Origin of the sequence: Ligilactobacillus sp. WC1T17 (assembly GCA_900110005.1) — a bacterium.
Taxonomy (GTDB): Bacteria; Bacillota; Bacilli; order Lactobacillales; family Lactobacillaceae; genus Ligilactobacillus; species Ligilactobacillus ruminis_A.
This window is the reverse complement of sequence record FOCC01000007.1, coordinates 55686-78355: the sequence shown is the minus strand read 5'-3', so window position 1 is coordinate 78355 and position 22670 is coordinate 55686. Positions and strand designations below refer to the sequence as shown.

20 protein-coding genes and 1 tRNA gene are annotated in these 22670 nt (G+C 40.3%); 19 read left to right on the top strand and 2 right to left on the bottom strand.

From position 1 onward, the window contains the following. Positions 1-84: 84 nt before the first annotated feature. From hpf to whiA, 19 genes are all read left to right on the top strand, one after another. Positions 85-630, top strand: coding sequence for a ribosome hibernation-promoting factor, HPF/YfiA family (gene hpf, locus BMX26_RS05725; protein WP_075530508.1), 546 nt, complete (start codon positions 85-87; stop codon positions 628-630). Positions 631-798: 168 nt separating this feature from the next. Continuing rightward, positions 799-3162 (top strand): preprotein translocase subunit SecA, encoded by a 2364-nt coding sequence (gene secA / locus BMX26_RS05720; protein WP_075530507.1) that lies wholly within the window; start codon positions 799-801, stop codon positions 3160-3162. Positions 3163-3236: 74 nt separating this feature from the next. Then, a protein-coding gene (prfB, locus tag BMX26_RS05715) for a peptide chain release factor 2 (RefSeq protein ID WP_225355209.1) occupies positions 3237-4353 on the top strand; the annotation gives its coding sequence in 2 pieces (ribosomal slippage) (positions 3237-3308 and positions 3310-4353; 1116 coding nt in all). Positions 4354-4457: 104 nt separating this feature from the next. After that, positions 4458-5153: a cell division ATP-binding protein FtsE gene (ftsE, locus tag BMX26_RS05710; protein ID WP_075530505.1), complete on the top strand. Its 696-nt coding sequence runs from the start codon at positions 4458-4460 to the stop codon at positions 5151-5153. Then, on the top strand, positions 5134-6021 hold the full coding sequence (gene ftsX / locus BMX26_RS05705) for a permease-like cell division protein FtsX (RefSeq protein ID WP_075530504.1): 888 nt from the start codon (positions 5134-5136) through the stop codon (positions 6019-6021). The genes ftsE and ftsX overlap by 20 nt, the downstream gene beginning before the upstream one ends. A gap of 114 nt (positions 6022-6135) precedes the next feature. Beyond that, positions 6136-7257 (top strand): PDZ domain-containing protein, encoded by a 1122-nt coding sequence (locus tag BMX26_RS05700; RefSeq protein WP_075530503.1) that lies wholly within the window; start codon positions 6136-6138, stop codon positions 7255-7257. Between the two features lie 11 nt (positions 7258-7268). Then, the gene (locus BMX26_RS05695) at positions 7269-7613 is read left to right on the top strand and encodes a PspC domain-containing protein (protein ID WP_075530502.1); all 345 of its coding nucleotides are present in this window, start codon (positions 7269-7271) and stop codon (positions 7611-7613) included. After that, positions 7613-7954 carry a phage holin family protein gene (locus tag BMX26_RS05690; RefSeq protein ID WP_075530501.1) on the top strand — a complete coding sequence of 114 codons (342 nt, stop codon included), beginning with the start codon at positions 7613-7615 and terminating at the stop codon, positions 7952-7954. Before BMX26_RS05695 ends, BMX26_RS05690 begins: the two co-directional genes overlap by 1 nt. 73 nt (positions 7955-8027) lie before the next feature. Next, complete coding sequence (hprK, locus tag BMX26_RS05685) at positions 8028-8960, top strand: HPr(Ser) kinase/phosphatase (protein ID WP_075530500.1); 933 nt, start codon at positions 8028-8030, stop codon at positions 8958-8960. A gap of 15 nt (positions 8961-8975) precedes the next feature. After that, positions 8976-9797 (top strand): prolipoprotein diacylglyceryl transferase, encoded by an 822-nt coding sequence (gene lgt, locus BMX26_RS05680; RefSeq protein WP_075530499.1) that lies wholly within the window; start codon positions 8976-8978, stop codon positions 9795-9797. Positions 9798-9907: 110 nt separating this feature from the next. Continuing rightward, complete coding sequence (locus tag BMX26_RS05675; protein ID WP_075530498.1) at positions 9908-11632, top strand: phospho-sugar mutase; 1725 nt, start codon at positions 9908-9910, stop codon at positions 11630-11632. A gap of 110 nt (positions 11633-11742) precedes the next feature. Then, positions 11743-13737 (top strand): excinuclease ABC subunit UvrB, encoded by a 1995-nt coding sequence (gene uvrB / locus BMX26_RS05670; protein ID WP_075530497.1) that lies wholly within the window; start codon positions 11743-11745, stop codon positions 13735-13737. A gap of 15 nt (positions 13738-13752) precedes the next feature. Beyond that, positions 13753-16584, top strand: a complete 2832-nt coding sequence (gene uvrA / locus BMX26_RS05665; RefSeq protein ID WP_075530496.1) for an excinuclease ABC subunit UvrA — start codon at positions 13753-13755, stop codon at positions 16582-16584. A gap of 66 nt (positions 16585-16650) precedes the next feature. Continuing rightward, on the top strand, positions 16651-17124 hold the full coding sequence (locus BMX26_RS05660) for an S-ribosylhomocysteine lyase (protein ID WP_075530495.1): 474 nt from the start codon (positions 16651-16653) through the stop codon (positions 17122-17124). Positions 17125-17268: 144 nt separating this feature from the next. Beyond that, complete coding sequence (locus BMX26_RS05655; RefSeq protein ID WP_075530494.1) at positions 17269-17925, top strand: serine dehydratase beta chain; 657 nt, start codon at positions 17269-17271, stop codon at positions 17923-17925. A 10-nt stretch (positions 17926-17935) separates the two neighbouring features. Beyond that, positions 17936-18817 (top strand): L-serine ammonia-lyase, iron-sulfur-dependent, subunit alpha, encoded by an 882-nt coding sequence (gene sdaAA / locus BMX26_RS05650; protein ID WP_075530493.1) that lies wholly within the window; start codon positions 17936-17938, stop codon positions 18815-18817. A gap of 103 nt (positions 18818-18920) precedes the next feature. Continuing rightward, positions 18921-19808: an RNase adapter RapZ gene (rapZ, locus tag BMX26_RS05645; protein ID WP_075530492.1), complete on the top strand. Its 888-nt coding sequence runs from the start codon at positions 18921-18923 to the stop codon at positions 19806-19808. Beyond that, the gene (locus BMX26_RS05640) at positions 19805-20821 is read left to right on the top strand and encodes a gluconeogenesis factor YvcK family protein (protein WP_075530491.1); all 1017 of its coding nucleotides are present in this window, start codon (positions 19805-19807) and stop codon (positions 20819-20821) included. The genes rapZ and BMX26_RS05640 overlap by 4 nt, the downstream gene beginning before the upstream one ends. A 12-nt stretch (positions 20822-20833) precedes the next feature. Then, positions 20834-21775 (top strand): DNA-binding protein WhiA, encoded by a 942-nt coding sequence (whiA, locus tag BMX26_RS05635; RefSeq protein WP_075530490.1) that lies wholly within the window; start codon positions 20834-20836, stop codon positions 21773-21775. A 49-nt stretch (positions 21776-21824) separates the two neighbouring features. On the opposite strand, the gene BMX26_RS05630 is transcribed toward whiA, so the two are convergent. Both BMX26_RS05630 and BMX26_RS05625 read right to left on the bottom strand, forming a co-directional pair. Beyond that, complete coding sequence (locus BMX26_RS05630; protein WP_075530489.1) at positions 21825-22418, bottom strand: ATP-dependent Clp protease proteolytic subunit; 594 nt, start codon at positions 22416-22418, stop codon at positions 21825-21827. 160 nt (positions 22419-22578) lie between these two features. Continuing rightward, positions 22579-22650: transfer RNA gene (locus BMX26_RS05625), tRNA-Arg, on the bottom strand. Between the last annotated feature and the right edge of the window lie 20 nt (positions 22651-22670).

Here is a 22670-nt window from a genome sequence, read left to right as displayed (position 1 = left end):
CCATTATAATGTAGGTGTAGAAAGTTATGAGGAGTCATAGCTTTAGCTAGGCGTTAGCGTCTAGCGTGAAAGGAGAGGTTTACTATGTTAAAGATTAATGTTCGTGGCGAAAATATCGAAGTTACCGGGGCAATTCGCGAATATGTTGAAAAGAAGTTAGCTAAACTCGAAAAGTATTTTGACGACACCTCCAGTTCAACTGCTCACGTTAACTTGAAAGTTTATTCGGACAAAAAGAGCAAGGTTGAAGTTACTATTCCTTTGCCATACCTTGTTTTAAGAGCTGAAGAAACCTCACCTGATATGTATGCAAGCATTGACTTGGTTACAGATAAACTCGAACGTCAAATCAGAAAGCACAAGACAAAGCTGAACCGCAAGTCACGTGAAAAGGGCATTAAGCATGTCGATTTCGTACCTGCTGAAGATGAAGCTGAAGAAAAATTTGAAGTTGTGCGGACAAAGAGTGTTTCTTTGAAACCAATGGACGTTGAAGAAGCCATCTTGCAAATGGACATGTTGGGACATGATTTCTTCATTTATGAAGATGCTGAAACATCTGAAATCAGTATCGTATATCGTCGTCGTGATGGCCGTTATGGTTTGATTGAAGCTAACGATGAAAATTAATTTTTAAGCAAGCAAAAGAAGCTATCAGATTAGCTTCTTTTTTTATTGCCCATTTGCTCGCTTAAATTCCTTTAATTAATTTGAAAATAATGATAAAATGAAAAATGGTATACTGAATAATCGCAAATGATTATTAAAAAGTAAGTTAAGAAAGGATTTATGAAGTAAATGGTAAATATCCTTAAAAAATGGGTTGAAAGTGATAATCGGGAGTTGAAACGATTAGACAAAATTGCTAACAAGGTAGAAGCTTTTGCCCAAGATATGGCGGAATTATCAGACGAAGCCTTACAACAAAAGACACCTGAATTAAAACAACGTTATCAAAATGGAGAAAGTTTAGACGACCTCTTGCCAGAAGCCTTTGCGGTGGCGCGTGAAGGGGCTAAGCGGGTTTTAGGCTTATATCCTTATCACGTACAAATTATCGGTGGGATTGTGCTTCATGAAGGCAATATTGCTGAAATGAAAACCGGTGAAGGTAAGACGTTGACAGCCACCATGCCGGTTTATTTGAATGCTTTAGCTGGTGAAGGGGTACATGTTGTTACAGTTAATGAATATTTGTCATCACGTGATGCTACGGAAATGGGTGAACTTTACAACTGGCTTGGCTTAAGTGTGGGGCTTAATATTTCCAGCAAAACACCTGAAGAGAAAAGAGAAGCTTACAACTGTGATATCACTTACTCGACGAACAGTGAATTAGGTTTTGACTATTTGAGAGATAATATGGTGCTTTACCGCGAAGATATGGTACAAAGACCACTTAACTTCTGTATTGTCGATGAAGTTGACTCCATCTTAATTGATGAAGCCAGAACGCCATTGATTATTTCAGGACAAGCTACAGGAACAACCATTTTATATACGCGGACAGACCGCTTTGCCAAAACTTTGGTCAAAGATGAAGATTATAAAGTTGACCTTGAATCCAAGACGGTTTCTTTGACAGAACAGGGAATTCGCAAGGGTGAAAAATACTTTGGCTTAAGTAATTTATTTGATCCCGATAATACAGCTTTGAACCACCATTTAGATAATGCTTTAAGAGCCAACTATATTATGATACGCGATAAAGATTATGTGGTGCAAGATGGTCAAGTTTTGATTGTTGACCAATTTACTGGACGTATCATGGATGGCCGGCGGTATTCAGATGGTTTGCATCAAGCTATCGAAGCTAAAGAACATGTTGAAATTGAAGAAGAAACTAAGACGATGGCTAACATCACTTACCAAAACTTCTTTAGAATGTACAAAAAATTGTCAGGTATGACAGGTACAGCCAAGACGGAAGATGAAGAATTCCGTGAAATTTACAACATGGAAGTTATCTCAATACCAACTAATAAGCCGGTTATTCGTGATGACCGTCCCGATATTTTATATCCTAACCTTAAGAGCAAATTTAAGGCAGTTGTTGAAGATATCAAGGAACGTCATGCTAAAGGCCAGCCAATCTTGGTTGGTACTGTGGCGGTTGAAACAAGTGAACTTTTGTCACAAATGTTAGACCAGGCCGGGATTCCGCATGCGGTGTTGAATGCGAAAAACCATGCCAAAGAAGCTGAAATCATCATGAATGCTGGTCAAAGAGGCGCGGTTACGATTGCCACCAACATGGCTGGTCGTGGGACTGATATTAAGCTGGGACCGGGCGTGCGTGAATTAGGTGGTTTAGCCGTTATCGGGACTGAACGCCACGAATCTCGCCGGATTGATAATCAGCTTAGAGGCCGTTCCGGTCGTCAGGGTGATCCTGGGGTTTCTCAATTCTATCTTTCGTTAGAAGATGATTTGATGTTACGTTTTGGCTCTGAACGGATTAAGCATTTCCTTGAAACAATGAATATGTCTGAAGAAGATTCTGTTATCCAATCAAGAATGATTACACGTCAAGTTGAATCAGCCCAAAAACGGGTTGAAGGCAATAACTATGATACGCGTAAGCAAGTTTTGCAATATGATGATGTTATGCGGGCACAACGTGAAGTTATCTATAAACAACGGCAACAAGTCATCATGGAAGAAAATTCCCTTAAACCTGTCATTATGCCAATGATTAAACGGACAGTTGAGCATACCGTACAAATGCATACGGTTGGCAAACCAGAAGAATGGAACCTGCAAGGTATTTTAGATTTTGCGGTTTCAGCTATGGTGCCAGAAGATAGTATTTCGCTTAATGATTTAGAAGGCAAGACAGCTGAAGAAATTGTTGCAGCTTTGATGGACCGTGCGGAAGCAAATTACAAGATGAAAGAAAAGCAACTTTATGATGCAAGTCAAATGCTTGAATTTGAAAAAGTTGTTATTTTGCGGGTGGTCGATTCTCATTGGACTGATCATATTGATGCTATGGACCAATTAAGACAATCAATCGGGCTGCGTGGTTATGGCCAGTTGAATCCATTGGTTGAATACCAATCAGACGGCTTTAAAATGTTTGAACAGATGATTGGCGATATTGAATACGAAGTTACGAGATTATTCTTGAAGGCTGAAATTAGACAAAATATTCGGCGTTAAGCAAAAAGGCGGTTAACTAGACCTCTAGTCAGCTGCCTTTTTTGCCGATAAGTTGAAGAAAGCAGGTAAAAATTTTGGAATTTAGTGAATATAAGAAAGAAATTGAGCAAATGGTAGCACAGATTTCGGACTTTAGGGGGTCTCTTTGACCTCGATGTCCTGAAAGAATCCATTGCCGACAATGAAGCACAGATGGCTGATCCAACTTTTTGGAATGATCAAGCCAAGGCACAAAAAATTATTAATGAAAACAATGTTTTAAAAAACAAGTATGATAACTTTAACCAGTTAAAAGAAGCTGTTGAAGAATTGGAAATTCTCTTGGAAATGTGTCAAGAAGATGGCGACAGTGACTTATGGTCTGAATTAGACGATAAATACCAATTAACAAAGCAAAAGTTACAAAGCTACCAATTGTCATTGCTGTTAAATGGTCCTTATGATAAGAATAATGCCATCTTAGAATTTCACCCCGGGGCGGGCGGAACTGAGTCGCAAGACTGGGGAGCAATGCTTTTAAGAATGTACACTCGCTGGGCTGAACAGCATGGATTTACAGTTGAAATTGAAGATTACCTCGCCGGCGATGAAGCAGGTATTAAGTCAGTGACGATGGTTATTTCAGGTACCAATGCTTACGGTTATTTGCGCAGCGAAAAAGGGGTGCACCGCTTGGTGAGAATCTCGCCTTTTGATTCAGCTGGTCGGCGGCATACTTCATTTTGTTCGGTGAATGTTATGCCGGAACTAGATGATGATGTTGAAGTTGATTTGCGTCCTGAAGATATCAAAATGGAAGTCTTTCGTTCCTCTGGTGCTGGGGGGCAGCACATCAACAAAACTAGTTCAGCGGTTCGATTGATTCACATTCCAACAGGAATTGTGGTTTCGAGTCAGGCACAACGGTCACAATTTCAAAATCGGGCAACCGCAGAAAGAATGTTGAAATCTAAACTGTATCAATTAGAGTTAGAAGAACAGGAAAAAAAGCGGGCACAAATTCAAGGTGAACAGTTGGATATCGGTTGGGGGTCACAAATCAGATCGTATGTTTTCCATCCATATTCAATGGTTAAAGATCACCGGACCGGTTTTGAAACAGGAAATATTTCAAATGTCATGGATGGTGATTTGGATGGCTTCATCAATGCCTATCTTCAATGGCATTTGAAGCAGGAAAATCCGCGTTAAAACCGAGAAAAAATTGATAAGTAATTGTAACAAGTATGCAAAGAAAGTCTAAATATTAATGTTATAATGGATACTGTTGTAAATAATAGGAAGGGAGCATAACATTGATTGAATATAAAGATGTTGTGAAAGAATACCCTAATGGTGTTGTAGCAACAAACCACATTTCGTTAAGAATTGATCAGGGTGAATTTGTTTACGTTATTGGACCTAGTGGGGCAGGTAAATCAACTTTTGTTAAAATGATGTACCATCAAGAAGTTCCAACTTCGGGACAAATTAAAGTTAATGAATATGAACTTGAAAGTATGAAAAATAGTGAAGTGCCATATTTGCGTCGCGAATTAGGCATTGTCTTCCAAGATTTCAAATTATTGCCGCGGTTAACTATTTTTGAAAATATCGCTTATGCTTTGCAAGTTATTGAAAAAGAACCAGCAGAAGTTCAAAAGCGGGTAACTAAGGTTTTAGACTTAGTTGGTTTGGCTGATAAGGCTGATAATTTTCCTAACGAATTATCCGGTGGTGAACAGCAAAGAATCGCGATTGCCAGAGCGATTGCCAATAAGCCAAGTATTTTGATTGCTGATGAACCAACGGGTAACTTGGATCCTGAAACCTCAGAAGGCATTATGGATATTTTGGAAAAAATCAATAAGGATGGGACAACCATTGTGATGGCGACCCACAACAGTTTATTGGTTGATGAATATAAGCATCGTGTCATTGAAATTGAGGATGGCAAGATTGTACGTGATCAAGAAGGAGGACAATACTTAAATGAAAGCAGTAACGATTAAGCGTCATTTACGCGAAAGCTTCAAAAGTTTAAAGCGTAATGGCTGGATGTCCATTGCCGCTGTCAGTGCGGTTACAGTTACGCTTTTGCTGGTGGGTATTTTACTTTCTATCTTGCTTAATATCAACAAAGTGGCAACGGATGTTGAAAATGATGTGCAGGTTCGGGTCATTATTGATCGTGGTACAACCAAGAAACAAGAAGCTAAGTTAAAGAAACAATTGCAGAAAATTTCTGGAGTTAAGAGCATTGAATTTTCAAGCAAGCAAAAGGAATTGAAGAATGTTGTCAGTGTCTATGGGAATGAATTCAAATTATTCCAAGGTGATGACAACCCCTTGTCTGATGTTTACGTTGTGAGTGCAACTTCACCGGAAAAGACCATTAAGGTGGCTAAAAAGGCTAAAAAATTAAAACATGTTTCTGATGCCAAATACGGTGGAGCTTCAGCTAAAAAACTTTTCAAAGTTGTGGCTAGCATCCAGCGTTGGGGTGTAACGATTAGCATTTTGCTGTTGTTTGTGGCCGTCTTTTTGATTTCCAATACAATCAGAATTACGATTATGTCGCGTAAAAATGAAATTGCCATTATGCGTTTAGTTGGTGCAACTAACAGTTATATTCGCTGGCCATTTATTTTAGAAGGCGCTTGGACCGGACTTTTGGGGGCTATTTTACCGCTTATTGTGGTTGATGCGTTATACATTTGGCTTTATGGTGTGTTGTCTGAATCCTTAGCCGGAACCAGTTATTCCCTGCTGACACCAGGCACATTCTTGTGGGAAATTGACCTGTTATTAGCTGCGATTGGGATTGTGATTGGCGCGATTGGCTCAGGTCTTTCAATGAGCCGTTTCCTTAAAATTTAAAGATGAACCTGATTTCTTAGTGAAATCAGGTTTTTTATTTAGATTAATTTAGCTGAATTTTTCCGCAGTGGATTGTAATTTGTTATAATGATGATAGTAAAAGGGGGCGTAGTCGTGGCTATTTTGGCGGTAATTAAAAATTATTTGTGTCAGCCACTGGTTTGGTTGAGTTTAATTTGGATTTTGGGGATGTATTTCATCCGGGTAAAAAAAGAACGCCAGCAATTTCGAATTGCCGTCAATAGTGATTGCTATGAAGGGCGGCACTTCTTAAAAGATAGTTTAGCTTTCTTCTTTACGGCGGGTATTTTTACGGTTCTGTGCGGAATCGGACTGCCAATGAAAGTTATCTATTTATATCAGATTTTGGCAGGTCTTTCCCTAATCTTTTTTGCTGCGTGCGATTTGAGCTTTTTGGCTTTAATCGGTACAGGGATTATTATGCTTTTGGCACCTAAAGGTTGGCTTTGGGCGGATAAATTGCCTGCCGGATTTACGACGATGATGTTGTTGTTGGCTAGTTTAACGGCCTTTTTACAGGCGGCGGTTGCTACAAAATCAAAGGCAATTTTTTTTACGCCCACAATTAAAGAAGGCAAAAGAGGCCGGCGAATTGTCAGTTACAGCTGGCGTAATTTAGCACTGATTCCCTTGATTTTGCTGGTGCCTACCGGTAAAAATGGGGGTATACCGCTGTTTTGGATTTTAAATGGTAGCTCGCAGCATTTTACGATTGTTTTAATGCCGCTTTTAATATTGACGTATTTGACTACGACGAAGTTAAAGCCTAAAGCACTTTTGGCTTATTATCAAAAGCGTAAAAACCAGCTGGCTTTTTTGGAAGCGGTGTTGGCATTTTTAGCACTGTTTATTCCGCAAAATTATGGTTTGGTTTTATTAGGACTTAGTTTTTTGGCGGAACTTTTACTTCAATACAGCTGTTATAACTATAACCGCAAAGGACATTTTTGGTATGTTGAAACGAGCCGAGGTGTACGGGTGGTAGCTGTTAAAGCCGATACGCCGGCAGCTAAAATGCAGCTTGAAGCAGGCGATATTATTTTAGAATGTAATAAAAAGCCCGTGGCTAATGCCAGCGAATTATACCAAGCTTTGCAGGAAAATGCTGCTTATTGCAAGTTATTAGTGCAAAATGTCGATGGTGAGTTAAAAATTTGCGAAAGTGCTATTTATGCGGATGCACCGCATGAAATAGGATTGATTTTATTTGATTGAGAGGAAGATAAATGAAAAAGAAACTGTATCGCTCAAATCATGGGCTGGTTTGCGGTGTTTGCACAGGTATTGCTGAATATTTCGGGATTCATCCTTATATTGTCAGAGGATTGTTTCTTTTGGCGGCTATGGTGGCCGAATTGTTCCCGCCAATGGTATATGTAGTCATTTTAGCCTATATTATCTTAGCTTTAGTAATGCCTAGGAAAAATGATACTTACAATGATGTTTTAACGATGTTGCATGGCATGTTTGCGGAAGCTTTGAAAAGAGATAAAAGCAGTTCTAATACGAAGCAATGCAAAAAAGTTACCGACGCAACAGAAAAAGATATTACTAAAGGAGGCAAAGATTAATGGGCTTTTGGCAGCGCTGTTTGGTTAATACGTTAGTTTTTTTAGCGACAGCAGGCTTTTTCCCAAATATTTTGCATGTCTCTAGCATTTTAGCAGCTTTTTTAGCGGCAGTGGTTTTGGGGCTGCTTAATATGTGGGTTAAACCATTTTTAGTTATTTTATCATTACCGATTACGGCCCTGACCTTAGGTTTTTTTTACCTGGTTATTAATGGGGTGATGCTGGAATTAACTGCTTATTTGATGGGAGATTTTTTCCAATTTTCCAGTTTCAGCTCAGCTTTTGTAGTGGCCATTATTATTAGTGTCGTGAACTTGATTATTACCGACCATATCGATTAAAGGTGTTGAAAGCGGTTAAAAAATGATACAATAGACTAATAATAATTTTGAAATTGAAATGTGAGGTAAAAAAATGAATGGGGTAACAGTAAAGGAACTGGTAGATGCGTTAGGTTTAACTGTATATACCGGGGCTGAAGATTTAGATAAAAGAGTAATTACAACTGAAGATATTTCGCGGCCGGGGCTGGAATTAGCCGGCTATCTGGATTACTATCCGCAAGAGCGGGTACAGTTATTTGGTATGACGGAAATATCATATGAACACACCATGGGATCGAAAAGAAGGCGCGAAATCATGGAAAAGCTTTGTGGTGATAAGACGCCTTGTTTTGTCGTTTCACGGGCTTTAGATGTGCCGATTGAGATGGAGAAGGCCGCTGTTAGCCACCATGTACCGATTTTACGGTCAAAATTGCCAACAACTAGATTATCTGCTAAAATGACAGATTTTCTCGGTGGTAAATTGGCTGAACGCAAGTCTTTACACGGTGTTTTAGTTGATATTTACAGTTTGGGTGTTTTGATTACCGGTGATTCAGGGGTTGGTAAATCAGAAACAGCGCTTGATTTGATTAAACGTGGTCATCGTTTGATTGCTGATGATCGCGTAGAAGTTTACCAGCAAGATGAACAAACAATTGTCGGTGAAGCACCAGCTATTTTACGCCACATGTTAGAAATTCGCGGAGTTGGAATCATTGACGTCATGAATCTGTTTGGGGCCGGTGCTGTGCGCGATAAGACCGATATTTCGCTCATTATTCATTTGGAAAATTGGGATAAGGAAAAGAAATTTGATCGTTTAGGCAATGGTGAACAAATGGTTCAAATTTTTGATGTCGGCATTCCGAAAATTACCATTCCGGTTAAAGTAGGTCGCAACTTGGCCATTATCATTGAAGCAGCTGCGATGAACTTTAGAGCTAAAACAATGGGATATGATGCAACAAAGGCTTTTGAAGATAATTTGAATGCCTTGATTAAGCAAAATTCTGTTGACTAAGGAGGGGCCAAAAGATTGTTAGGAGCGATAAATCCAATTGCCTTAAAACTTGGCCCTTTTACCGTGCACTGGTATGGGGCTATTATCGGGACGGCAGTACTGCTGGCGTTGTTTTTGTCAGTGCGTGAAGGTCAAAAAAGAGGCGTACATGAAGATAACTTTTATGACTATCTTTTATATGCTTTGCCGGTAGCGATTATTTGCGCCCGCATTTATTATGTGGTCTTTGAATGGTCTTATTATGCCGAACACCCAGCTGAGATTGTCCGCATTTGGGATGGTGGTATTGCCATTTACGGCGGATTAATTGGAGCAGTGCTGACCTTGGTCATTTTTTGTCGGGTTAAAGAATTGTCACCTTGGCTTTTTATGGATATTATGGCACCAACAGTCATCATGGCACAAGCAATGGGCCGGTGGGGCAATTTTATCAACCAAGAAGCACATGGCAGCGCAACGACTAGAGCTTTTTTGAAAGGCTTGATGCTGCCTAATTTTATCATTGAGCAGATGAAAATTAATGGTGTTTATTACCAGCCTACTTTTTTATATGAATCAGTGTGGGATTTTGCCGGTTTTATTTTGCTGATGTCTTTAAGGCATAAGGTGCATTTGTTTAAACGGGGTGAAGTAGTACTAACTTATGCTGGATGGTACTCATTTGGACGCTTTTTTGTTGAAGGATTGCGGACAGATAGTTTAATGCTGGGCTTTTTAAGAGTTTCTCAGTGGCTATCGGTGGTGATTTTTGCTGGCAGCATTTTTCTGATTTTATATCGGCGTTATTGGCAGCCACATAATCCATGGTATTTGGACGGCAACGTAAAATATGATTGAAATTTTACTTAATTTTAGTTAACATATAAATAGTTAACTAAAACAACCCGTTTTAAATAAAGCTGAAAATGTAGTATACTGTAATTTGAATAACATATAGGGGTGATTTTATGAGTTGGAAAGACACATATAACACATGGAAAAATTATCAAGATTTAACAGCCGATTTAAAGGCTGAATTGGCTTCGTTGGCTGATAATGAAGCAGCTTTAGAAGATGCTTTTTATGCACCGCTTGAATTTGGGACAGCTGGTATGCGTGGTGTTATTGGTGCCGGTATCAATCGAATGAATATTTACACCGTAAGGCAAGCCACTGAAGGTTTAGCTTCTTTCATGGATACTTTGGATGAAAAAGTTAAATTGCGCGGGGTGGCTATCAGTTATGATTCACGGCATAAGTCACAAGAATTTGCCTTTGAATCAGCACGTGTGTTAGGAGCTCATGGAATCCCAACGTTTGTTTTTGAAAGTTTGCGTCCAACACCGGAATTATCATTTACAGTGCGCCACTTGCACACTTATGCCGGGATTATGATTACAGCTAGCCATAATCCAAAGCAATACAATGGCTATAAAATTTACGGTGAAGATGGGGCTCAAATGCCACCTAAGGAATCAGATTTGATTACCAAATATATTCGTGAAGCAGATGATTTATTTAAGATTAAGGCTGCTGATAAAGATGCCTTGATTAATGACGGTACTTTAAAGATTATTGGAGCTGAAGTTGACCAAGCTTACTTAGCTGAAGTTAAAAAAGTTACCGTTGATCCTGATTTAGTTGCTCAAGAAGGCAAGACGATGAAGTTAATTTTCACACCGCTACATGGGACAGGGGCTATGTTGGGTGAAAAAGCTTTGCGTCAAGCAGGCTTTGAAGACTTCACGATGGTACCAGAACAAGCTAAGCCAGATCCAGACTTTTCAACAGTTGAACACCCTAACCCAGAATTTGCTGAAGCCTTTGATTTGGCTATTAAATTAGGCAAACGCGATAACGCTGACTTATTGGTAGCAGTTGACCCTGATGCTGACCGTTTGGGAGCTGCTGTACGTCAGCCAGATGGCGAATATAAGCTGTTAACAGGTAACCAAATTGCTGCTATTATGCTGAACTACATTTTGACAGCCCGTAAAAATGCAAATACGTTGCCTACAAATGGTGCTTTGGTCAAATCAATTGTTTCCAGTGAATTTGCAGCTAAAATTGCCGCTGACTTTGGCTGTGAAACAATCAATGTTTTGACTGGATTTAAGTTTATTGCTGAACAAATTCAACACTTTGAAGAAACGAAGGAACATACATTTATGATGGGCTTTGAAGAAAGCTACGGCTACTTGATTCGTCCATTTGTTCGTGACAAAGATGCAATTCAATCCCTGCTTTTATTGGCTGAAGTAGCTGCCTACTACCGTAAGCAAGGCAAGAACTTGTATGATGGTTTGCAGGAATTATTTGAAAAATACGGCTACTTTGCTGAAAAGACGACTGCTTTGACTTTTGATGGTATTGAAGGAGCTCAACAAATTAAAGATTTGATGGCTAAATTACGTCAAGAAGCACCAAAAGATTTTGCCGGTGTTAAGGTTGTTTGCTCCCAAGATTTTGCTAGCGATGAACAACGTGATGCTGATGGCAAGGTGGAAAAGATGGGAATGCCTTCATCAAACGTTTTGAAATATATTTTGGCTGATGAAACTTGGATTGCTGTACGTCCATCTGGTACAGAACCTAAGATTAAGTTCTACATTGGAACAAAGGGTCAAAACTTACAAGAAGCCCAAGCAAATGTGGCTAAATTTGAAAAGGGAATCAATGCTTACGTTGATTAGAGCATAAAAGAAGCCGGCTGAGCCGGCTTCTTTTTTTTAAGTTAATTTTTTGCGAATTTACGTTCGCTATGTTACAATACTTACGAATTATTTGCAAAGGTGGGAAAAACGTGATTGAACGTCAAGCAGATCGAGATTTTGAACTTGTAGCACCCTATCAGCCAACCGGTGATCAGCCGCAAGCTATTGCGGAATTGACGGCAGGCATTAATCAAGGGGAACATGCCCAAATATTGCTGGGGGCAACTGGGACCGGTAAGACCTTTACTATTTCAAATGTCATTCAAAATGTAAATAAACCCACTTTGGTTTTAGCGCACAATAAGACGTTAGCCGGCCAGTTATATGGAGAATTTAAAGAATTTTTCCCACATAATGCGGTTGAATATTTTGTATCATACTATGATTATTATCAGCCTGAAGCCTACGTTCCATCCAGTGATACCTACATTGAAAAAGACTCTAGTATTAATGATGAAATAGATAAATTACGCCACTCGGCTACCAGTTCTCTGCTGGAACGCAATGATGTAATTGTAGTGGCTTCGGTTTCATCCATTTTTGGTTTAGGTGATCCACGCGAATATCAAAGTCAGGCTTTATCCATCCATGTTGATCAGGAATATGGTCGCGACCGGCTTTTAAATGAACTGATTGATATTCAATTTGAAAGAAATGATATTGATTTTCAACGGGGACGTTTCAGGGTTAGGGGCGATATTGTTGATATTTTCCCGGCGTCAAGCGATGCTTCTGCCTTGCGAATTGAATTTTTTGGGGATGATGTTGACCGCATTTGCGAGTTTAATCCTTTAACCGGTGAAATATTAACCGATGTTGATAAAATTGTTATTTTCCCAGCAACCCACTTTTTGACAAATGATGAACGGATGCAAAAAGCGATTGCAGGAATTAAGCAAGAATTAGCGCAACGCTTGGATGAACTCAAAAAGCAAGGCAAGCTGCTGGAAGCTCAGCGTCTTGAACAACGAACGACTTACGATTTAGAAATGATGGCTGAAATGGGCTATTGTTCAGGCATTGAAAATTATTCGAAATATATGGATGGTCGAATTAGCGACCGTCCTTTCACTTTGCTGGATTTTTTCCCAAAGGACCACTTAACGATTGTCGATGAATCACACGTTACTATACCGCAAGTACGCGGAATGTATAATGGTGATCAGGCCCGCAAGCAGATGCTGGTTGATTACGGTTTTAGACTGCCCAGTGCTTTAGATAATCGTCCTTTAAAATTAGCTGAATTTGAAAAATTAACCGGACAAATTATCTATATGTCTGCCACACCCGGACCTTATGAAAAAGAACAAACCGACCATGTGGTTCAGCAAATTATCCGGCCAACGGGATTATTGGATCCGGAAATTGAAGTTCGGCCGATTATGGGTCAGATGGATGATTTAGTTAGTGAAATTAACCAGCGGGTTGAACGGAATGAGCGGGTTTTTGTAACAACCATGACTAAAAAGATGGCAGAAGATTTGTCGGATTATTTCAAGGAATTGGGTATCAAGGTCAAATATCTGCATTCAGACATTAAAACGCTGGAGCGGACGCAGATTGTGCGTGATTTGCGTTTGGGCAAATTTGACGTTTTAGTTGGGATTAACTTATTGCGGGAAGGAATTGATGTCCCCGAAGTGTCTTTAGTAGCTATTTTAGACGCGGATAAAGAAGGCTTCTTAAGAAATGAGCGTTCTTTGATTCAAACTATTGGGCGGGCTGCCCGCAACGAACATGGCCATGTCATCATGTATGCCGATGAAATCACGGAATCAATGCAAAAAGCTATCGATGAAACAAAGCGGCGGCGTAAAATTCAGATGGCATACAATGAAGGACACCATATCATCCCTAAAACCATCAAAAAAGAAATTAGAGCAGCGATTTCATTTGGCAATAAAAAGACTGCTAAAAAGCGCAAAATTGCTGATAATTTTGATTTCAATGATTTATCAGCTAAGGATCAAAAGGAAATGCTGGAGCAATTGACCGCTCAGATGCAAGCAGCCGCTAAAAAGCTTGATTTTGAAGAAGCGGCATCCTTGCGCGATACGATTTTAGAATTAAAAGCATCCCTTTAGAAGTGAGGTAAGAAGATGGCAGTAGATAAAATTGTAATTCATGGGGCAAGAGAGCATAACCTCAAGAATATTGATGTGGAGATTCCAAGGGATAAACTGGTTGTGATTACCGGTCTTTCCGGTTCGGGCAAAAGTTCTTTAGCATTTGATACTTTGTATGCTGAAGGACAAAGAAGGTATGTGGAAAGTTTATCTTCATATGCGAGGCAATTTTTAGGCCAAATGGATAAACCTGATGTGGATTCAATTGAAGGTTTATCACCGGCCATTTCGATTGATCAAAAAACGACATCCAAAAATCCGCGTTCAACGGTCGGAACTGTTACAGAAATTAATGACTACCTGCGACTTTTATGGGCTCGGGCAGGGGAACCAATTTGTCCTAACGATGGTGCCAGCATCACTAGCCAATCACCTGAACAGATGGTTAACAGGTTATTAGAACTGCCGTTGCGTTCAAGATTAGTGATTATGGCACCGGTTATTCGTAGTAAAAAAGGGCAGCATAAAAAATTATTAGCTAAAATTAAGCAAGAAGGCTTTGCCCGCCTGCTAATAGATGGCGAGCAAAGAGAAATCTATGATGAAATTGAATTAGACAAGAATAAAAAGCACGATATTTCCGTTGTGGTTGATCGGGTCGTCATCAAAGAAGGAATCAAAAGCCGGCTTTTTGATTCGCTGGAAGCGGCTTTAAGGCTGGCCGACGGTTATGTCAGTGTCGAAGTGGTTGGGCAAGAAACCCTGCAATTTTCCGAAAAATTTGCCTGCCCTTATTGCGGCTTTACCATTGGAGAATTAGAGCCAAGACTGTTTTCTTTTAATGCGCCTTTTGGTGCCTGTGGAGATTGTGACGGTTTGGGTGTTAAATTGGAAGTTGATCCTGATTTGGTGGTGCCAGACCGTAAGTTAACCTTAAATGAAGGTGCGATTGCCCCATGGAATCCTATCAGTTCTAAATACTATCCTAAAATGTTGGCAGCTTGCTGCGAAACTTTTAACATTGATATGGATGTACCGTTTGATGACTTGCCTATAGACCAGCAAGAGCTTATTTTATACGGTTCGGGGGATGAAGTATTCCATTTCCACTATGAAAGTGACTTTGGCGGAGTCAGGGATGTAGATGCCCCATTTGAAGGGGTAATTCCTAATATTTGGCGGCGATACAATGAGACTAACAGCGATTTCACCCGTGATGTTATGCGGAAATATTTAACCAGTTTAACGTGCAGTACGTGCCATGGTTACCGTTTGAATGCTAAAGCTTTAGCTGTTAAAATTGCCGGACATCATATAGGCGAAGTATCTGATTTAGCGATTGGCGAAGCCCTGACCTTCTTTAAGAATTTAAACTTCAGTGATGCTAAATTAAAAATCGCTCGCCCTATTTTAAAAGAAATTAACGACAGGTTAGACTTTTTGGTTAACGTGGGCTTAGATTATCTTACTTTGAGTCGCTCAGCCAGAACTTTGTCAGGCGGGGAGGCGCAGCGAATTCGTTTAGCCACACAGATTGGGTCCAACTTATCTGGGGTTTTATATATTTTGGATGAGCCTTCAATTGGCTTGCACCAACGGGATAATGACCGCTTGATTGCTTCGCTAAAGAAGATGCGCGACCTAGGCAATACTTTGATTGTCGTCGAACATGATGAAGATACGATGCGGGCCGCTGATTATTTAATCGATATCGGCCCTGGAGCTGGGCAAAATGGGGGCCAATTGATGGCAGCCGGAACACCAAAGCAAGTTGAAAAAAATCCGCACTCGTTGACAGGCCAATATTTAGCTGGAAAAAAAGCTATCGAAGTTCCACAAACAAGACGCCAAGGCAATGGTAAAGTCTTATCTTTGTATGGGGCTCAGGAAAATAATCTCAAAAAGATTGATGTCCGTTTTCCTTTAGGTGAGTTTATTGCGGTCACTGGGGTGTCAGGTTCAGGTAAATCAACTTTAGTCAATATGATTTTGAAAAAAGCGTTGGCCCAAAAATTAAATCATAGTACTGAAAAGCCTGGCAAATATACCAAACTTTTAGGAACGGAACATTTAGAAAAAGTTATTGCTATCGATCAAAGTCCGATTGGACGAACACCACGCAGTAATCCTGCCACTTATACCGGTGTTTTTGATGATATTCGCGACTTATTTGCCAAGACCAATCAAGCTAAGATGCGGGGATATGGCAAGGGACGCTTTAGTTTCAATGTTAAAGGCGGCCGCTGCGAGGCCTGCAAGGGTGATGGTATCTTAAAGATTGAAATGAACTTTTTACCGGATGTCTATGTACCTTGTGAACTTTGCCATGGAACGCGGTATAATTCAGAAACACTAGAAGTTGAATACAAGGGAAAAAACATCGCCGAAATTTTACAGTTAACAGTGGCAGAAGCGTTAGAATTTTTTGATGCTATTCCTAAAATTAAGCGCAAACTGCAAACGATTGCTGATGTAGGTTTAGGCTATGTCACCTTAGGCCAGCCGGCGACGACTTTATCCGGCGGAGAAGCACAGCGGATGAAATTGGCCAGTGAATTGCATCGTAAGACCAACGGTAAGAATTTTTATATCTTAGATGAACCAACGACTGGCCTGCATACCGATGATATTAAGCGTCTGCTGGATGTATTGCAGCGACTGGTTGATAAGGGTAATACGGTTTTAGTCATCGAACATAATCTTGATGTGATTAAGACTGCTGATTACCTGATTGACCTTGGACCCGAAGGCGGTCAAGCTGGAGGACAGGTTGTGGCTTGCGGCACGCCCGAAGAGTTGGTTAAAGTTAAAGAAAGCTATACTGGACGTTATTTAGCCAAAGTTTTGGCTCCTAAAGACCGCTAGTTTGCTTGCTTTTTACTTAAAAAATGGTATATTCGATATAGAGATAATTCGGGAAGGATGATTGTTATGGCAGAAGTTGAAAGTTTTACTCTGGATCATACCGCTGTTAAAGCACCATACGTGCGGCTAATTACTGTTGAAGAAGGGCCTAAGGGCGATAAGATTTCAAATTTTGATTTACGATTAGTCCAGCCAAACGAAAATGCTATTCCAACTGCTGGTCTGCATACCATTGAACATATGTTAGCCGGTTACTTGCGTGACTATTTGACGGGTGTCATTGACTGCTCACCTTTTGGCTGTCGGACTGGTTTCCATTTAATCATGTGGGGTGAACATGATACCGTTGAAGTAGCTAAAGCTTTGAAAAAAGCTTTGCAAGATATTGTGAATGCTACTTGGGATGATGTTCAAGGAACAGATATTAAGAGTTGCGGCAACTATCGCGACCACTCCCTCTTTTCAGCCCAAGAATGGTGCCAAAAGATTTTATCTGAGGGCATTTCATCTGATCCTTTTGAACGTAAGGTAGTTGATTAAAAGTGACAAAAAGGGGCTTTTTAAAAGCCTCTTTTTGATATTTAAAGGTTAATTAAAATGGATTAATTTTTTCAAATGCGTTGGCTTTTACGGCTAAGAAGTGTTACATTAAAATTATTTGAAAAAGTTGATAGAGGAAAAATTATGAGTGGAAATTATAAAAGTGTTTTTGATATTATTGGCCCTGTAATGGTGGGACCTTCCAGTTCCCATACTGCCGGGGCAGTTGCTATTGGGCACGTGGCTCACAAGCTTTTTTCTCAAAAAATAACCAAAATTACAGTTGATTATTATGAATCCTTTGCCCAAACGCATCGCGGACATGGAACTGATTTTGCGATTGTTGCCGGCATTTTAGGGATGGGTACCGCTGATTTAAGGGTTTCTCAGGCAGTTAAAATTGCTAGAGAAGGCGGGATTAAGGTTAAATTTATCGAACATCGGACCAAAAGTCCCATTCACCATCCCAACACGGCGATTATTACCTTGGAAAATGAAAACAAAAAGATTCAAATTGCCGGCTGCTCGATTGGGGGCGGCACGATTGAAATCAGAGGATTGAAGTTAGATGGGCATGAGCTTTCACCAAAAGGACCTTTGCCAATGGTTTTATGCTGGATTAAAGATGGTCAGCAGGAACTGATTGAACAACGCCTGCAAGCAGATGATGTGGTGATTAAGCGCACCAGTCAAAGTGTCAAGGCGGAGCATTGCTTGTTAGAAGTTGAATTAGATAAAAAGCCTAACCAAGATGCTTTAGCCGAAATTGCGCAATTGACGCATGAATTAGTATGTTTATAGAGGTGTGACCATGTATCAAACAGTAGCTTCACTTTTGAAAAAATGCGATGAATTAAACCTGCCTATTTGGGAACTCATGGTTCGTACTGAGATGAATTTTGAACGAGCTTCCCGCAAAGCAGTTTGGGACAAGATGAAACACCAATTGCACGTGATGCAAAAAGCAGCTAAGCGCGGCGCTAGTGGAGAAGGCGTGCATTCGCCCACGGGGTTGACCGGTGGTGATGCCGTTAAAATGCGCAAATATCGCGAACAAGGTTTGGGCTTGTCTGGTGATGATGTTTTATTAGCTGTGCAAAATGCGCTGGCGACCAATGAAGTCAATGCTGCCATGGGAGTTATTTGTGCAACACCTACAGCCGGATCATCCGGCACCATCCCTGGGGTTTTATTTTCAATCAAGGAAAAGCTTGATTTAACTGAAGAACAGATGATTCAATTTTTATTTACGGCCAGTGCTTTTGGATTGGTAACTGCAAATAGCGCTATGATTGCCGGTGCAGTGGGCGGATGTCAGGCCGAAGTCGGTAGTGCTTCGGCGATGGCCGCCGCCGCTGCGGTTGAAGTTTGTGGTGGTACGCCTAAGCAGGCCAGTGAAGCTTTTGCGATGGCTTTAAGCAACCTTCTAGGCTTGGTGTGCGATCCGGTAGCTGGTTTGGTAGAAATTCCTTGTGTGAAGCGCAATGTAGCCGGAGCAGTGAATGCTCTGGCTTGCAGTGACATGGCTTTAGCAGGGATTGAAAATAAGATTCCCGCTGATGAAGTTATTGGTGCGATGCGGCGCATTGGTGAAAAAATGCCAATGCAGTTGCGAGAAACCGGTCTAGGCGGTTTGGCAACCACACCGACAGGATTAAAAATGAAAATTAAAATTTTTGGTGAAGAGGTTTAAAATAGCTGGGTTTCCCAGCTATTTTTTTGTTAAGCGTATCTTTTTTAAGCGCCTAGAGGATATGCTATAATATAGTAAGTATGTTTTTTGAGAGGTGAAGATAATGCAAGATGCAATGCAATTAGTTATTGTAACTGGCATGAGCGGTGCCGGCAAGACTGTAGCCATGCAAAGTTTTGAAGATTTAGGTTATTTTTGTGTTGACAATATGCCGCCGGCTTTGATGGATAAATTTTGGGAACTTGTCAAGGAATCAGGCAAGATAAAAAAAGTTGCCTTAGTCATCGATTTAAGATCAAGAGCCTTTTATGAAGCTGTCGTTGAGATGATTCGCAATTTAGAAGATGAAAATGGTATCAGTGCTAAGATTCTTTTCTTGGATGCTTCTAACGAAGAATTAGTGGCACGCTACAAGGAAACACGGCGGTCCCACCCATTGGCGATGGATGGGCGTGTGTTAGACGGGATTAACCGCGAACGGGAATTGTTAGAAGAAATCAAATCCAAAGCTACCTTGGTGATTGATACGAGTAATTTAGCGCCGCGGCAATTACGGGAAGAAATTTTCCATAATTTTGAAGCAAGTGAAAATACAACTTTCCATATTAATGTGATGTCGTTTGGGTTTAAATATGGGATTCCAATTGATGCAGATGTGGTTATGGATGTGCGCTTCTTACCTAATCCATACTATGTGGCAGCTTTAAAGGAAAAGACAGGGCTTGATCAAGGTGTTTATGATTATGTTATGCAGTCAGAAAAAACGGCTCATTTTTATGAACAGTTTATTGCGATGCTGCGCTTTATTATTCCGGGCTACATTGACGAAGGCAAAAGCAGTTTAACAATTGCTATTGGCTGCACCGGTGGGCAGCATCGCTCAGTAGCAATTGCACAGCGAATTGGTCTGGATTTAAAAGCGGATGCTTATAATGTGAATATTTACCATCGTGATATGAAGAAGCGAAAGGAAACAGTGAATAGGTCATGATGAAATTAAAAAATAAGCGGCGCCCCAAAATCGTCGTTATCGGAGGCGGAACGGGGTTGCCGGTGATTTTAAAAAGTCTCAAAAAAAGAAATGCCGATATCACAGCGGTAGTGACTGTAGCTGATGATGGCGGATCTTCTGGCGTTATTCGCGACTATATCAATGTGGTGCCGCCTGGTGATATTCGCAATGTCTTAGTGGCTTTATCTGATATGCCTGAAATAGTTAAAGCGGTTTTTCAATATCGGTTTGCATCGGATGATCGTTTCTTTTCGGGGCACGCAATCGGCAATTTAATAATTGCTGCTTTAACTGAAATGGATAATCGCGGTATTTTTGATGCGGTGCAGATGTTAAGCCAGTTTATGCAAGTTGACGGCCATATCTACCCGGCATCGGATAAACCATTAACCTTAAATGCCGAATTCAGTGATGGTACTACACAAATGGGTGAAGCAGAAATTTCGGCAGCCAATAAAACCATCAAACGGGTTTGGGTCAGTTCAGCTAAGCACGAAAAACCTCGGGCTAAACAAGAAGTTGTTGATGCTATCATGCAGGCAGACCAAATTGTTTTAGGCCCAGGCAGTTTGTTTACCAGTATTTTGCCTAATTTAATGATTGAAAATGTTGGTCAAGCGGTGTGCCAAACCAAAGCCGAAGTAGTTTATATTTGCAACATTATGACGCAAAAAGGCGAGACGGAACATTTTAGTGATGCAGACCATATTAAAGTGCTGCATGAGCATTTAGGCCAGCCATTTATTGATACTGTGCTGGTAAATACAGAACCGGTGCCAAAAGACTATTTAGACCGCCAAAAATATGATGAATATTTATATCAAGTGCGTCACGACTTTAAAGCTTTACGTGAGCAGGGCTGTCGGGTTATTTCAGATAATTTTTTGAAATTAAGAAATCATGGCGTATTTCATAATGGCGATCAAGTTGTTGACGAATTAATGCGGTTAACGGGTCGTCCGCAATCATGGCGTGAAAATGAAAGCAATTAAAGGAGGGATTTTTTGTCATACGCAAGCGAGGTAAAAAAAGAACTTACCACTTTAGAAGTCCATTTCGGCAATGCCAAAGCTGAATTGATGGCTTTGATTCGCATGAATGGCTCAATTAGTCTTATCAACCATAAATTTGTTTTGAGTGTTCAAACCGAGAACCCCGCTACTGCTAGACGAATTTATCGTTTATTGAAGCAGTTTTATGACGTTGAAAGTGAACTGCTGGTTCGGCGTAAAATGAAATTAAAAAAGAATAACCTCTATATTGTACGGTTGAAGACTGGCAGTGATTATGTTTTGAAAGATTTAGATATCTTGAATGGTTTTCAGCTGAAAGAAACGGTTCCTTTGACTTTTTTGGATGATGATGCCAAAGTTAGGTCTTACTTGCGGGGAGCTTTTTTAGCAACTGGATCCGTCAATAATCCCGAAACCAGCCGCTATCATTTGGAAATCTATTCATTATATGAAGATCACAATAATACGATTTGTGAAATGATGAACCGCTATGGGTTAAATGCGCGGACGACCGAAAGACGCAGCGGCTACATTACCTATCTTAAAGAAGCTGAAAAAATTGCTGATTTTTTGTCTTTAATCGGAGCAACCAGCTCTATGCTTAAGTTTGAAGATATCAGGATTATGCGCGACATGCGCAATTCTGTCAATCGGATTGTTAACTGTGAAAATGCTAATCTTAATAAAGTGGCGGATGCAGCTAATAAGCAGATTGAAAATATTAAGTATATTGATGAACAAATTGGGTTAAATCAATTGCCGGTGAAATTACAAGATATTGCGAAAGCGCGGATGGCCCACCCGGAAGTTTCGCTCAAAGAGTTGGGCGAACTGGTGTCAGGTGGTCCTATTTCAAAATCAGGGGTTAATCACCGATTGCGCAAATTAAATGATTATGCGAAAAAATTACGACTTGGACAAGAAATTGTCTAAAAAAAGATGCTCCAATTAAATTAGAGCATCTTTTTTATAGTTTAGTTAACTAGTTTAACTTCTTTTTGTTTTCCATGATACCGTCAATCAAGCCGTAATCAACAGCCTCTTGAGCCGTCATGAAGTTATCGCGTTCTGTATCTTGATTAATCTTTTCGATTGGTTGGCCAGAACCTTTAGCCAACATTTCGTTGATTAATTTGCGGGTCCGCAAAATATGTTCAGCGGCAATTTGGATTTCAGTTGATTGGCCTTGAGCACCGCCTAATGGTTGGTGAATCATGATTTCTGAGTGAGGCAAAGCAAAACGCTTGCCTTTAGCACCAGAAGTTGCAAAAATTGAAGCCATGGAAGCTGCCATCCCCATAACGATTGTTTGCACATCAGCAGATACGAAGTTCATGGTATCAACAATTGCTAAACCGGCTGAAACAGAACCGCCCGGTGAGTTAATGTACATATAGATATCTTTTTCAGAATCTTGGGCATCCAAGAAAAGCAGTTGGGCAATAACAGCGTTAGCCATATCGTCAGTAACTTCACCTGAAACCATAATGATACGGTCTTTTAATAGGCGGGAATAAATGTCATAGGCACGTTCACCTTGAGCGGATTGTTCAATAACTGTAGGAACTAAATTCATAGCCATTCCTCCTTAAATTGTTTACATCTTAAGTCTAGCACTCGGACGACTTCAATACTAGTTTAACGCATAGGTCAAAAATGGTCAAACATTTTACTTCGCTTTTGGGCAAAAAAAAAATCCTGACATCTGCCAGGACATATTATATAATGAGAATATATGCACCACCTGGGAGTCGAACCCAGATTACAAGAACCGGAATCTTGCGTGCGATCCATTACACTAGCGGTGCGTACTAGTTAAGTATAGAAT